We start from the raw sequence: 13,574 nt of genomic DNA on the forward strand, positions 1-13,574 counted from the left end.
ACTCTAACTTAAACGCATATTAAACTTTAAGTTAAACGATGAATATACTTTAAGTTAAACGATAGTTGTACTTTAAGTTAGAGGTTAATTGTACTTTAACTTAGACTTTAATTAAACATAAACTTAAAGTGAAACAAAGTAGAATTAGGACATAAAGAAAGAGGCACGTTACAATCTTATCAAGATAAAATAAGAAAGAACGCGCCCCACTAGGAAGATGATTATTAACTAAAAAAATAAACTATTCTTCTTCATCCTTTACTTCAGCTTCATGCTCTGCAATTAACTTCTGCTGTAAATCATTAGGAACAAGCTCATAACTAGCAAACTTAGTTGTGAAGCTAGCTCTACCACCAGTGAGGGAGCTGAGAGAAATACTATAGTTAGCAAGCTCTTTTAGAGGAATCTTGGCTTGTAACTTCTGATAGCCTGCTTCTGAATCCATACCCATAATCATGGCACGACGTCCTTGTAAATCGCTCATCACATCGCCCATATAGTCACCTGGTACGTAAACTTCCAAGTCATAAATAGGTTCAAGAATCTTTGGACCTGCAGCTTTGAAGGCATCAGAGAAAGCATGGCGAGCTGCCAAAGTGAAAGAAAGTTCGTTAGAGTCAACTGGGTGCATCTTACCATCATAGACAATCACACGTACATCACGCGCATAACTACCAGTCAGAGGTCCACGCTCCATACAGTCCATGACACCTTTCAATATAGCTGGCATGAATCGAGCATCAATAGCACCACCGACAACAGAGTTGATGAACACAAGTTTACCACCCCAAGGAAGAGTGCGTTCTTCACAACCTTTAATATTCATCTTAAACTCTTGTCCGTTGAACTTATAGGTTGTTGGAGCAGGCATACCTTCAGCGTATGGCTCGACTATCAAATGAACCTCGCCAAACTGACCAGCACCACCACTTTGCTTCTTATGACGATACTCTGCCTTTGCTTGCTTAGTTATCGTTTCACGATAGGGAATCTTAGGCTCCTTAAAGGTTACCTGTAGCTTTTCATTGTTCTCTAAACGCCATTTCAAAGTACGAAGATGGAACTCTCCCTGTCCATGTACAATTGTTTGTTTCAACTCCTTACTTTGCTCAACAACCCACGTCGGATCCTCTTGACGCATCTTTAGTAATGCTGCCATGAGCTTCTCCGCTTCTTGTGAACTCTTAGCCTCGATAGCCCTTGAGTATTTTGAATTAGGATATTTAATGAAGTCGAAACGTTGATCAGTACCCTTACCATTGAGCGTGTTACCAGTCTTAACATCCTTCAACTTCACCATACAACCCAAATCACCGGCATTCAGCACGTCAACAGGAATACGATTAGCACCTGCACAAGCATAAAGCTGTCCAACACGCTCTTTTGAACCACGATCAGAGTTAGTAAGATCATCACCTGTCTTCACACTACCACTCATCACCTTAAAGTAACTTACTTCACCAATATGTGGTTCCATACCCGTCTTGAAGAAATAGAGTGATTCTGCGCCCTTAGAATCAGGAGCGACCTCTTCTCCACGTGTGTTATGCAGCTTAGGCATTTCGTCAACGAACGGAACGACATTACCTAAGAACTCCATCAATCGACGAACACCCATACTCTTACCAGCACATACACAGAAGACTGGGAAGATAGAACGTGTAACAAGACCTTTACGAATACCCTCGCGCAACTCGTCTTCTGAAAGTGTCTCTTCTTCAAAGAACTTCTCCATCAGTCCTTCATCGTTCTCTGCAGCTGCCTCAACAAGTGCTTTATGAAGTTCCATAGCCTTATCCATCTGGTCAGCAGGAATGTCCTCAATGATTGGTTCTCCACCTTCAGGCTTCCAGCTATACTTCTTCATCAACAGAACATCTATCAGACTATTGAAACCGGGACCTGTTTCTAATGGATATTGTACAGGAACACACTTTGAGCCATAGATCTCTTGCATATTTGCAATAAGATTATCAAAGTCGCACTTATCAGAATCAAGTTGATTAACCAAGAAGATTACAGGTTTCTTGAGTTTCTCTGTGTAACGGAAGTTATTCTGTGTGCCAACCTCCGGACCATACTGACCATTAATAAGTATGACTGCTTCATCAGTTACATTAAGAGCGGTTATTGCACCACCAATGAAGTCATCGCTACCCGGACAGTCAATGATATTCAGCTTCTTATTATTCCATTCTACATGGAATACCGTTGGAAACACCGAGTAACCATACTCCTGCTCAACAGGAAAGTAATCGCTAACCGTATTCTTAGCTTCAACTGAACCGCGACGCTTAATAACGCCGGCTTCGAATAACATACTTTCGGCAAGAGTAGTCTTGCCGCTACCCGCACTGCCAACTAAGGCAATGTTCTTAATCTCGTTTGTCTGATATACTCTCATATCTGATAGATTTAAGCTGTTAGTAATAATTTATTCGTTTCTAGGAGGATAAGTATTAACTCATCCATTCAGCGGTCTAAGTTAGACATTTCCTATGAGAACACCAAAGTTTCTTACTAAAAAAGCAAATTCTTTTAAAACTTATTAGTACATTTGCATTAGTTCTTATTAGTCATACATTAATATATACGAACAAACACCTATCATGTTAGGATTGTACATTCACATACCTTTTTGTGCCAGTCGCTGCATTTATTGCGGCTTCTATTCTACTGTGCCAGCCAAGAAGAAGGACGAAAGGCTTTCTGTAGAAGAACAGTATGTGAACGCTATCTGCCATGAGATGGAAATACGAGCGGAGAAAGACAATGAAATGTCTGATGAGAGGACGACTGGTTTGACAAGTATATACTTAGGTGGTGGTACTCCCTCACAGCTTTCCTTTGAAAGCCTAAAGAAGATATTCCAAACGATAGATAAGGTATATCACATTGGTTTAGAATGGGATATAGAGAACAACAGCTGCACCACTACTCTGCCTATTGAAGTCACAATGGAGTGTAACCCAGATGATGTAACGGAAGAGTTTGCACAGAATTTACGTTCCCTTCCTATCAATCGTATCTCTATGGGAGCGCAGACTTTCTCTGATGAACGCCTACGTTTCCTGCATCGTAGACATACTGCTGACGAGGTAGAAACTGCTGTCATGCGTCTTAGAAGTGTAAACATCAAGAACATATCAGTAGACCTTATGTTTGGCTTTCCCAATGAGACACTTGAAGAATGGAAAGAAGACATTGATCGACTGCTTGCTTTAGACATTGAACATATCTCTGCATATAGTCTTATGTACGAAGAAGGGACTCCCCTCTATCGACTTCTTCAAGCAGGAAAGGTCAAGGAGATGGACGATGAACTTTATCGTCAGATGTACAATACACTCATCGACCACTTAACCGAAGCAGGTTATGAGCAATATGAGATTAGTAACTTTGCCAAGCTCAAATCACAAAGTTCAAACCTCAAAGTTCAAAGCCCCTATCGTTCTCAACACAATAGTTCTTATTGGCACAATGTACCTTATATAGGTATCGGTGCTGCAGCCCATTCCTACAGCAATGGTAAGAGAAGTTGGAACGTAGCAGACACTAAGGCTTATATCGCTGCTATCCAAGAAAACAGACTTCCTTGCGAAGAGGAGATAATTGATGCAGACACACATTACAATGATATGATAATGACTGCCCTCCGTACGTGTGAAGGAATAGACCTATCAACGCTCTCTACTGAATACCGCACTTATCTCATGCATCTTGCCAAGCCTTTACAACAACAAGGTTTATTGAAAGAGGAGGATGGCTGGCTCCACCTTACTCGTAATGGTATCTATGTTAGCGATTCCGTTATGAGCGAATTAATGAAAGTATAAAGTATATCATCACCCAACATTCCCATGACCAACGAAGAATTTGAAAAGAAGTGGGCAGAGAATCGCAAAGAGGTTCTTGCCAACAACGAAGAATATCAACGCATTGTCCAAAGCTATAAAAGTTCAGGCTGGATAGATTATATTATCTTCATCGCAGGCTTTGTTATCTGCGAGAACTATACCAAGACGATTGTAAACAGCATTGTACTCCAATATCTCCTTGCACTTGTAGGAATGATCTTGATATGGTTGGGCTATCGCCTTATCAAGAGTTTATTCAACAGCAAGCAAACATTAGAGGAACTCGAAGAAAAGATTAAGCATCAGTATAGAGACTCTATCTCCAACTGATAAAAACCACAAACCTCCGACCTTATAGTGCCTGAGAAGCACTCTAAAAGTCGGAGGTTTCGTATATTCAGCTTATCTGACGAATGCCTAGTTAAGCTTATTCTTTCTTTGCAGGCGTCTTTTCCTTTGCTGGTGGCAACAGTAGATTTAAGATGACACCGACAACTGCAGAGAGTCCGATACCACTGATAGAGAAACTACCCCACTGCAGCACTGCACCTCCAATACCCATTGTCAACGTAATAGATATAATAATGATATTACGTGTGCGGTTGAAGTCAACCTTATGCTGAATGAGGTTCTGAATACCTACGGAAGCAATCGTTCCAAAGAGTAACAGCATAATACCTCCTAACACTGCAGAAGGAACACTCTGTAACAAGGCACTCAACTTACCTATAACCGAGAATACAATAGCTGTTGCAGCAGCAATACGAATTACCTGAGGGTGTGTTACCTTAGTAATACTCATCGCTCCTGTCACCTCACTATAGGTTGTCACAGGGGGACCTCCAAAGAAAGATGCAGCCAAACAAGCCAAACCATCACCTAACATTGTACGATGCAATCCAGGAGATGCCGTAAAGTCTTTATCAGCAACAGCACTTACTACATAAATATCGCCCACATGCTCTATCACTGGTGCTATCGCCACAGGTATCATATAAAGGAATGGTTCCCATGCGAATTGCGGCAAATGAAAATCTGACAAGGCAGGAGGCAAAGCCAACCATGGTGCTGCCTCAACGTGTGAGAAATCAACAACGCCCAAACAAATAGCGACAATATAACCTGAAACGATACCACAAATAACGGGTACAAGCTTCATCAGACCACGCCCCATAGACAACACGCACACTGCTACTGCCAATGAGACAAATGCCAACAACCAATTTGTCTTTGCCATATCAACAGCTGATGTCGATAATGACAAGCCTATTAAAATAATAACAGGTCCTATGACAACAGGTGGGAACAATCTATCTAGCAATTTCTTTCCCTGCCATTTTATTAAGGCTGACATAACAAAATAAACGAGAGAAACACCGGCTATTCCTGCCAATGTTCCAGGCATTCCCCATTGCTTTGAAGCTGCAATGATTGGTGCAATAAAGGCAAATGATGAACCTAAAAAAATAGGAACCTTACCTTTCGTAACCAAATGAAAGATAAAAGTTCCTAGACCTGCTGTGAATAACGCCGTTGCTGGATCAAGCCCAACAAGCAAAGGGACGAGGACAGTAGCACCGAAAGCCACAAAGAGAAATTGTACTCCCACTATGGTTTTGCGCACTGGTGATAGTTTTAAATTATCCATGTATTGATTGATAAATATTAGTTTTCACAAATAGCCAATAGACAAAGTATGGTTTACGTCTGCAAAATTATAAAAAAATGTGCATTATGTAAGAACAATGGATGAAAAGTTTAAATCTAAGGCTAAAAGCCATGGTAGGAGATCGATAAAAGAATATTTTTCGTACCTTTGAAGTCTTAATTATCTACATTCAATAATATTGCCGTATGACAACAAAACTATTTAATCTCGCTTTTCTATTGCTATTCACTAGCTGTATCAATACCTCTCAAACAGCAAAGACACTTGAGGAAGCCGCAGAGGAGGAAGATATCCCTGACTATACACTTTCAAAGGAAGAATACGAAATCATATCTTCTTCCAACGCATTCGGACTAAAGCTCTTTCAGCAACTATCCAATAAAGAGAACGAGAAGAGCATTGTATTCTCACCAACAGCTGTCATCTATTCTCTTAACATGTTAAACAATGGTGCTGCTGGGAATACAAAGCAGGCATTATGTCATGCCCTTGGTTATCCAGAAAAGAAACTTGATGAAGTCAACAAACTTAATAAGAAGATACTTATAGGTCAAAGACGAGAGACCTTCTCCAATCTAGGCGTAAGCAATCCAAAGGATAAAGGATCATCGAATGGGTATATGGTCACCGCTAACTTCATGGCTCTCAATGAAGCAACGGAACTATTGCCCGAATACCAGAAAGCACTTCAAGATTATTACTTCACGAATATCATAGCCTCAGCTAACAAACAACAAGAACGAATACAGGCTGATTCTCTTTGTGCAAAGATAACGAAAGGTGACATAACGACATTGCCAATCGATGTTTCTACTCCGCACTCCGCACAGATTATCAATGCTGTTGCTCTACGAATACCATGGAGTAATGAGTTTGTGGGAGAGACCACTAATGGACAAACTTTCTATAAGCAGGATGGTAAGCTGACCAAGGTGAACATGATGCACACCTTTGATCAAGACAAGAACTTTCTAGGATACGAAGGAAAGCAATATAAGGTTCTGACCTTAGCCATGCAGAACGGCTTCTTTATGTATGTCGTTCTCCCTCACAAAGGCAAGAAATTGGAAGATATTATCAGCGACTTTAAGGATAGCACGCTCTATGACTTAACGAAGCTACATAAGCAATATGACGAAGTTGAGATTGCCCTTCCTAAATTCTCAACAGCTATCAAACTCTCTTTGAAAGAGCTATACACCAAAGCAGGACTAGGCGTTCTCTTCGCTCAACAAGCAGCTGACTTCAGTCAGATGAGCCCGTCACCCTTATATATAGATAAGGTGTATCAACAGATCAGACTGGATGTTAACGAGAAAGGAGTAGCCGCGAAAGCCGTTCAATCGACCTCAATGATGACTCTTGGCATAAATACCCACCCCACAAGGTTCACGTTTACAGCAGATCATCCATTCTTCTATTACATTACAGATCAATATGGTAACATTTGCTTCATGGGTAAATTCATGGGCGAATGATTCCCTTACAAACGTAAGTCAGTCTGTTTACATCCATATAGGAACCACTATTATTTACATAACTATTTCTATATTCTATAAAAACAAAATGGAGACAATAGCATTTAACTTCGATTCCGTCCCATCAACATGGGAAATTTGTTTCAACAAAGATTGTCCACGCAAGGACACTTGTATGCGTTATTTTGTTGGACAACATCTACCAGAAGACAAAAACATAGGCTTCGCCGTCTTCCCCAATGCGCTACAAAACGGCAAATGCGAGTTTTATGTAGAGAAGAAAGTGATACGTGCAGCATGGGGATTCCATCATCTATTCCTCAATGTCAAGCATGTAGACGACACGCCGATACGCAGAGAAATACAGCAATACCTAGGAAGCCGCCCTACTTACTATCGCTATATGAACGGACAACTCACGCTCACACCTGAGCAACAAGCGGATATTATTGACATATTCCGTTCGTATGGCTACACCGAAAAGTTAAGATTTGACTATTACGTTGACCGCTATTCTTTCGAATAGAATAGTGTATCACTAATCGTATCATAGGCTGAGACAGTGTGTCTCAGACCTATGAAACACACTGTCTCATACCTATGAAACACACAGTCTCAAGCCTTGATACACACAGTCTCAAGCCTTTGAGACACACTGTTTCAAGCCTTGAGACTATATGGATATCTGTATTACTATGTTTTACTATGAAATATTAAGTACTCATAAAGCTTATTCAAACGGACGGACAATCATACCGTTGGTAGGAGAGGAATCTTGTAGAGTAGCTGTCTGGTTGTTAATTATAAGAGCATAACGACCCGTTTGATTAGTCGGTACTGCGCTTGAAGACCAGTAATAACCTGTCACACCAGCAGTATTGAATTTATAGTTGTTCAAGCTTGTACTATAATAACCTAAGAGTGGAAGATAGAAATACTGGTCCATCTCTGTGGTAGCAGGGAGCGTTTTCAAAACTGCTTTTGATAGTCTTATATAAGTGTTGCGTAGGTCAGTTGAAGTGTTATCAGGCTGATGACTATCAGAGAAACCCGTGATATAAGCTCTCTTCTTAAACCATGCACCCCCTTGATAGAGGTAGCCCATAGTTGACCAAAGCTCATCAGCATCATAGCGTGGGTCGCCCTTCATCACATACCATGCCATCTCGTTAGCGTTAGGGAGGGCAGCAAAGTGAGAGGTTGAGGCTTCAAGCGGTCCAGCAGCTGTACGATTAGGAGTGTAACTATCACTTCCTGGCTTTGGATAGTTCGTACTACTGGTTGTTAAGAACTTTGTTGGCTGCCATGGGTCAGCACTGTTCCATTCGTGCCCACTCCAATAGTTCGCCTTTGCATCCCACATATAATAGTTGGTACCACCGTAGTCATTGATAGAGAGGTTGGCGGTCACGTCATGAATAGAGCCTGGAACAAAGGTGAGGGTAACATACTTAGTTACAGTGCCATCAATAGATCCCTTCGGATTATCAGCCGTATTGCGAAGCCAGTAACGGATGCGAAGACTATGCCTACCTGGTGCTATCACTGCGTAGGAAGCATTCTTACTCATATCAGCGGTCGTATTGTCAATAGCAAACCCACTCCCTGTTGTGAGTGTGATAGTCTTCGAACCACCCGAAGCAAGGGTGAGCGTGCCATCAGAAGCAATGTTGTAAACACCTGCTATATCGTCTTCTGATGAAATCTCAATCTTGATAATCTTACTATGCTGTACGTATGTATTACTTGAACGAGGGATGAGACAGATGAAAGAAGCCTTGTGCTCGAGGGTAAACTTATAGTCACTCCCTACCTTTTGGGCAGTAGCTACACCGCAGTCACCCGACTCACCTGCATGGTCGAAGTTGTTAGGCGCAGTCTGAGTCTGTGCATTCTTTATCTCTACTTGTGGTTGTGAGCCTGTGAGACCTTTATTAGTATAGACAACAGCATGTGTCGGACTGGTGTAGCTACCAGCAACGGTAAACACGGCGTTCGACTTCTTTGAGGCAATAGGGAAGGTGGCTGTTGCACTCTGTCGCCACTGACCAGCATTGTCTTTCACCAATATCTTGTCAGTATTTCTCCATATAACAGAGGCTCCGCTACCCTTGGTATGATCGTAGATAATCGTGCGTGTCGGTACTTCTTCTTGAGAGACACCACTGAAGGTCATGGAGTCCTCCACAACACGATGGCTCTCCTTAGCGTTCTGCAGAAGGTCATCATTTGAACAACTCGTCGTTACTGCTGCACCTATCAAAGCACAGCCTATCCATGACGATAGTAATCGTAAAGTCTTTATAAACATATATTTCTTGTTCGTTAAGTGTGTTTTACCTTATATATATGGAGTCTATTCGCTCCAATTATGATTTATATTCGACGCATCATCATCGTCCCACAAGAAGGTTTTCTTTGCGTCACCAGCACCTTGACCATAGTTAATACGACCTGCATTACCACTGGCGCTTTGCAAAATTGATTCTATATTTGTATTTAGCAAATTACATTCTGGCTTAACATATACATTACGCCTTGTAAGTTCTTTCTTCTTCATCAATTAAAATGGATTACTATATTACTCTTTACATCTACGAGCATTTCACATAAAATACCATCGTAGTTTCAGTTCTTGGGTTAATTCCGGTGCAAAGTTAAGAAAAAAAACGAAAGTAACAAACACTATAACAGAATAATAAGATGTTATGGTGTTTATTACTTCCTACTTATATACATCATTATTGGGAACTTATCGACGCTTAATGATCACATAAATGATAACAGGTGCACCGATGAGTGGCGTAACAGCATTAAGGGGAATTATACCTAATTCTCCAGGGAGATAACAAACGAGGTTACAGAACAAAGCAATTACCGCACCTGTTAGCACTGTTCCAGGAAGGAGGATTTGATGGTTGTCTGTGCGGAATAAGAGTCGAGAGATATGTGGTATAGCTAAACCAATAAACGAGATAGGTCCACAGAAGGCTGTTGTTACGGCTGTCAATAAACCAACTGTCACGAGTAATAGGTTACGTATCTGGCGGATATTAATACCGAGACTTTCTGCGTATTGAGTGCCTAAGAGCATAATGTTGAGGGGCTTTATTAAGAATATGGAGGCTATGATACCAACCAAACAGAGCAAAGCGAAGAGCAACATGTGATCCATTGATACACCTCCAAAGTTGCCCATCCCCCATACCATATAACTCTTTACCCCTTCTTCTGAAGCAAAGAAATTCAATAACGCCACAGCTGACGAGGAGACATAGCCCACCATCAGACCAACGATAAGCAATAGTACACTGTTCCTTACCATAGTCGAAAGAAACAGAATAATCATCGTAACGACTATTGCCCCGATGAATGCAGACGTAAGAATAGCAAGGAAACCTGATACGGTAAACAGGGTTGTTGACACACTTCCGCCTAAGAATAACATCACGATTGCCACGCCTAACCCTGCTCCCGAGCTGATTCCGAAGACATCTGGGCCAGCCAAAGAATTACGGAATGCCGTTTGAAGCATTAGACCACAGACTGCCAGCGACGCACCACATAGCATTGCTGTTAAGGCTTGAGGGAGTCGATTCTCCATTACGATATACTTCCAACTCTCCTTACCATCAAACTTATCAAAGAGTATATCGCAGACATCGGCTAATGGGATTCTCACCGAACCCACTATAAGATTCATGGCAAACAGCATGATTATGCTAGCCACTAACAACAGGATGATACTGAAGTTCCTCTTCATCATTTAAGTTTCTTGTAATAACGCATTGCACCTAAATGCAAGTCGGGATGGAAGAGTTGAATCAAGTCAGAAAGTAGCCAATCTGGTCGCCAACTGACCTCCTCAAAGTAGGGTGTACTATCCACCTTACAGCCATAAACCTCTCCTGTTTTATAAGGCTTCAATGCTCCATAGCCTGGATACTCCGCCAATAAGGTATTCAAACTGAAGTTCCCATTATAACTGAGAATCCAGAAGTCACTGTCTCCAAACTTATCTAATATCGTCTCAAAGGGCATTGAAAGACTACCGCTATGTTTGTCCTGCGCATAAGCATAAGAACCATTGGCATCCTTATACAACAAGCCCACACTACTCTCTCCACCAGGTAAATACCAAACGGCACCAACTTTCCTATCTGGCAAGACACTTCGCTTCACCTTGCTCTTCTTCGCCTTTGCACTCAAAGCCTTATAGTTCTGCTCTACAACCGCAAACAAGGAGTCTGCTTCATGCTCACGACCATATAACATTCCATAGAACTTCATCCATTCGGCACGCCCTAAAGCTGAACGTTCCATATAATCGGCACACTCAATAATGGGTACGCCAATCTCTTCCAATCGTCCATAACCACCACTATTCTCAAAAGGAGAAAGCAGAATAGCATCGGGCTTTAAGTCTATAATATGTTCTACATCGGGCTTCATCGATTCACCACAATTAGCAATCTCACCCTTCCGTGCTCGCTGTTGAACATCGGGGATAAGCATATACTTCAAATCAGCAACACCCACAATAGCCTTCTGGGCATGCAACATTTCTAGAAGATTCGCATGAGCCGTCGTAAACACAACGCTTCGCTGGATCGGAACATCCACACGTACTCCATCCGAGATATTCTCCGACTCAACATTACGTGGCATGAGATAATATGTTTGTAGGACTGTTCCTTTCTTCCAAGGGTTCAGCAACTTTACAACAACATAACCATTCTTATGCTCCATTGTGATATTCCGAGCATATTTAACCCCTGTCTCCCCTATATCTTCGTTTGCTTTTTGCTGTCGAAGACTACAAGAAACCAACAATGAGAAACAAAGGACAAGTACTGATAATTGGCGCATAACTTAGAAAATTGATATGCAAAAATACAAAAAATCAAGTATTCTCTTGCCCATTAAGGATATTTTTTATATTTTCGTCCGCGTATTACTAAACAACCTAAAACATTAATCTAAACAACTCGCACCATGGCTGAAGAAAAGTCTAATGCACTTAGTAGCCACGTCGAAACAAAACATGTTTGGCAGCTACTGGCTATTATCATTGTAACAACTATCGTTTGGAACCTTCCAACAAGTGCTTTCGGTATTGATGGGTTAACCATCGTACAACAACGCATCATTGCAATCTTCGTGTTTGCTACCCTATCGTGGCTGACGGAGTGTATCCCGGCGTGGGCAACCTCGCTAAGTATCATGTCTATCATGTGTGTCACCGTTTCGAAGAATTCTTTCGGGATATTCAAAGGTGATGGAGTTGGAGAATTACTCGACTCGGAGGAGATTATGGCATCCTTTGCTGATCCAATTATTATGCTCTTCCTTGCAGGCTTCATCCTAGCGATTGCCGCTTCTAAGTCGGGACTTGACACGCTATTGGCACGCAACCTTATCAAGCCTTTCGGAAACAAGAGTGAGAATGTTCTTTTGGGCTTCCTACTTATCACAGGACTTTTCTCAATGTTCATCTCAAACACTGCTACAGCTGCCTTAATGCTTACCTTCCTTACCCCTGTCTTTGCAGCCCTGCCTGCTAATGGTAAGGGACGCATTGCCTTGACAATGTCTATCCCTATTGCTGCCAACCTCGGCGGTATGGGAACACCGATTGGAACTCCCCCCAACCTCATCGCACTTAAATATCTCAATGACCCAGCAGGTCTTAACATGAATATCGACTTCATGCACTGGATGGCATTCATGGCTCCACTTGTAATCGTCTTACTCCTTCTCTCATGGAGAATTATCCTCCACTTCTTCCCATTCACACAGAAGACTATCCACCTGAAAATTGATGGTGAGGTGCATCGTGGATGGCGAATGTGGGTAGTTATCATTACCTTCATAGTCACAATCCTTCTATGGGTTATTCCAAAGAAGGTCACTGGTATTGACACTAACACTGTCTCAATGATTCCGATGGCAGTCTTCGCTATCACGGGTGTAATCACTGCAAAGGATATGCAAGATATAAATTGGAGTGTCATCTGGATGGTTGCTGGAGGTTTTGCTATTGGATTGGGTATGAACGGATCGGGCTTGGCTGATGCCGCTATTGAGAGTATTCCGTTCGGCAATTGGAGTCCTATCGTCATCCTTGCCGTCTCTGGTTTGATTTGTTACTTCCTCTCTAACTTCATTTCAAACACAGCAACTGCAGCCTTGTTAGTTCCCATCCTTGCTGTTGTCTGCCGTGGTATGGGCGATAAGCTTGGTGGTATTGGTGGAACAAGCACCGTCCTCATTGGTATTGCCATTGCAGCATCAACAGCAATGTGTTTACCAATATCAACACCTCCAAACGCCATTGCTTACTCAACGGGCTTAGTAGAGCAGAAGGATATGCTAAAGGCAGGTCTCACCTGCGGACTCGTTTCCCTCATCTTAGGTTACATCCTACTCTATTTCATCGGCGAAATCCACTTCCTTGGTTAAAAGCATAAGCTCTATTCAGAGCGATTAAAACCAATATTTATAAATGTCTCTCTCACGGCATTATCAAACAATCGTTTGGTAATGCCGTATTCTTATGTTCCTAGCTCC

Annotated in this window: 11 protein-coding genes; 5 read left to right on the plus strand and 6 right to left on the minus strand. The window is 41.8% G+C overall.

All coding sequences use genetic code 11. The features are described 5' to 3' along the window. Positions 1-241: 241 nt before the first annotated feature. Positions 242-2,404, minus strand: coding sequence for an elongation factor G (locus tag O3603_RS09090; RefSeq protein WP_371522342.1), 2,163 nt, complete (start codon positions 2,402-2,404; stop codon positions 242-244). Positions 2,405-2,609: 205 nt separating this feature from the next. Here O3603_RS09090 and hemW point away from each other — a divergent pair, with 205 nt between their 5' ends. Next, on the plus strand, positions 2,610-3,836 hold the full coding sequence (hemW, locus tag O3603_RS09095) for a radical SAM family heme chaperone HemW (protein ID WP_371522344.1): 1,227 nt from the start codon (positions 2,610-2,612) through the stop codon (positions 3,834-3,836). Between the two features lie 24 nt (positions 3,837-3,860). Next, positions 3,861-4,187 (plus strand): Fis family transcriptional regulator, encoded by a 327-nt coding sequence (locus O3603_RS09100; protein WP_155716280.1) that lies wholly within the window; start codon positions 3,861-3,863, stop codon positions 4,185-4,187. Between the two features lie 97 nt (positions 4,188-4,284). Here O3603_RS09100 and O3603_RS09105 read toward each other — a convergent pair whose 3' ends face one another. Further along, entirely contained in the window at positions 4,285-5,505 is a 1,221-nt protein-coding gene (locus O3603_RS09105; protein ID WP_371522346.1) for a uracil-xanthine permease family protein, read from the minus strand. 206 nt (positions 5,506-5,711) lie between these two features. On the opposite strand from O3603_RS09105, the gene O3603_RS09110 reads away from it, so the two are divergent. After that, positions 5,712-7,004, plus strand: coding sequence for a serpin family protein (locus O3603_RS09110; protein WP_371522348.1), 1,293 nt, complete (start codon positions 5,712-5,714; stop codon positions 7,002-7,004). 88 nt (positions 7,005-7,092) lie between these two features. Continuing rightward, positions 7,093-7,530 carry a DUF6078 family protein gene (locus O3603_RS09115; RefSeq protein ID WP_155716283.1) on the plus strand — a complete coding sequence of 146 codons (438 nt, stop codon included), beginning with the start codon at positions 7,093-7,095 and terminating at the stop codon, positions 7,528-7,530. Between the two features lie 204 nt (positions 7,531-7,734). Here the strand turns inward: O3603_RS09115 and O3603_RS09120 are convergent, their stop codons facing one another. From O3603_RS09120 to O3603_RS09135, 4 genes are all read right to left on the minus strand, one after another. Then, complete coding sequence (locus O3603_RS09120; protein WP_371522350.1) at positions 7,735-9,315, minus strand: hypothetical protein; 1,581 nt, start codon at positions 9,313-9,315, stop codon at positions 7,735-7,737. Positions 9,316-9,360: 45 nt separating this feature from the next. Continuing rightward, a complete protein-coding gene (locus O3603_RS09125) occupies positions 9,361-9,483 on the minus strand; it encodes a hypothetical protein (protein WP_371522352.1) in 123 nt (40 codons plus the stop codon). Positions 9,484-9,756: 273 nt separating this feature from the next. After that, positions 9,757-10,767, minus strand: a complete 1,011-nt coding sequence (locus tag O3603_RS09130) for an iron chelate uptake ABC transporter family permease subunit (RefSeq protein ID WP_371522356.1) — start codon at positions 10,765-10,767, stop codon at positions 9,757-9,759. Next, a complete protein-coding gene (locus O3603_RS09135; protein WP_371522354.1) occupies positions 10,767-11,873 on the minus strand; it encodes an ABC transporter substrate-binding protein in 1,107 nt (368 codons plus the stop codon). The genes O3603_RS09130 and O3603_RS09135 overlap by 1 nt, the downstream gene beginning before the upstream one ends. 126 nt (positions 11,874-11,999) lie before the next feature. On the opposite strand from O3603_RS09135, the gene O3603_RS09140 reads away from it, so the two are divergent. Further along, positions 12,000-13,466, plus strand: coding sequence for an SLC13 family permease (locus tag O3603_RS09140; protein WP_314572641.1), 1,467 nt, complete (start codon positions 12,000-12,002; stop codon positions 13,464-13,466). Positions 13,467-13,574: the final 108 nt, after the last annotated feature.

It is taken from the genome of Prevotella sp. 20925_1_30 (assembly GCF_041433025.1).
Taxonomy (GTDB): Bacteria; Bacteroidota; Bacteroidia; order Bacteroidales; family Bacteroidaceae; genus Prevotella; species Prevotella vespertina.

Excerpts from the sequence above, each read along its gene's own strand:
- O3603_RS09090 (WP_371522342.1), bottom strand. The coding sequence starts at position 2,404 with ATGAGAGTATATCAGACAAACGAGATTAAGAACATTGCCTTAGTTGGC.
- hemW (WP_371522344.1), top strand. The coding sequence starts at position 2,610 with ATGTTAGGATTGTACATTCACATACCTTTTTGTGCCAGTCGCTGCATT.
- O3603_RS09100 (WP_155716280.1), top strand. The coding sequence starts at position 3,861 with ATGACCAACGAAGAATTTGAAAAGAAGTGGGCAGAGAATCGCAAAGAG.
- O3603_RS09105 (WP_371522346.1), bottom strand. The coding sequence starts at position 5,505 with ATGGATAATTTAAAACTATCACCAGTGCGCAAAACCATAGTGGGAGTA.
- O3603_RS09110 (WP_371522348.1), top strand. The coding sequence starts at position 5,712 with ATGACAACAAAACTATTTAATCTCGCTTTTCTATTGCTATTCACTAGC.
- O3603_RS09115 (WP_155716283.1), top strand. The coding sequence starts at position 7,093 with ATGGAGACAATAGCATTTAACTTCGATTCCGTCCCATCAACATGGGAA.
- O3603_RS09120 (WP_371522350.1), bottom strand. The coding sequence starts at position 9,315 with ATGTTTATAAAGACTTTACGATTACTATCGTCATGGATAGGCTGTGCT.
- O3603_RS09130 (WP_371522356.1), bottom strand. The coding sequence starts at position 10,767 with ATGAAGAGGAACTTCAGTATCATCCTGTTGTTAGTGGCTAGCATAATC.
- O3603_RS09135 (WP_371522354.1), bottom strand. The coding sequence starts at position 11,873 with ATGCGCCAATTATCAGTACTTGTCCTTTGTTTCTCATTGTTGGTTTCT.
- O3603_RS09140 (WP_314572641.1), top strand. The coding sequence starts at position 12,000 with ATGGCTGAAGAAAAGTCTAATGCACTTAGTAGCCACGTCGAAACAAAA.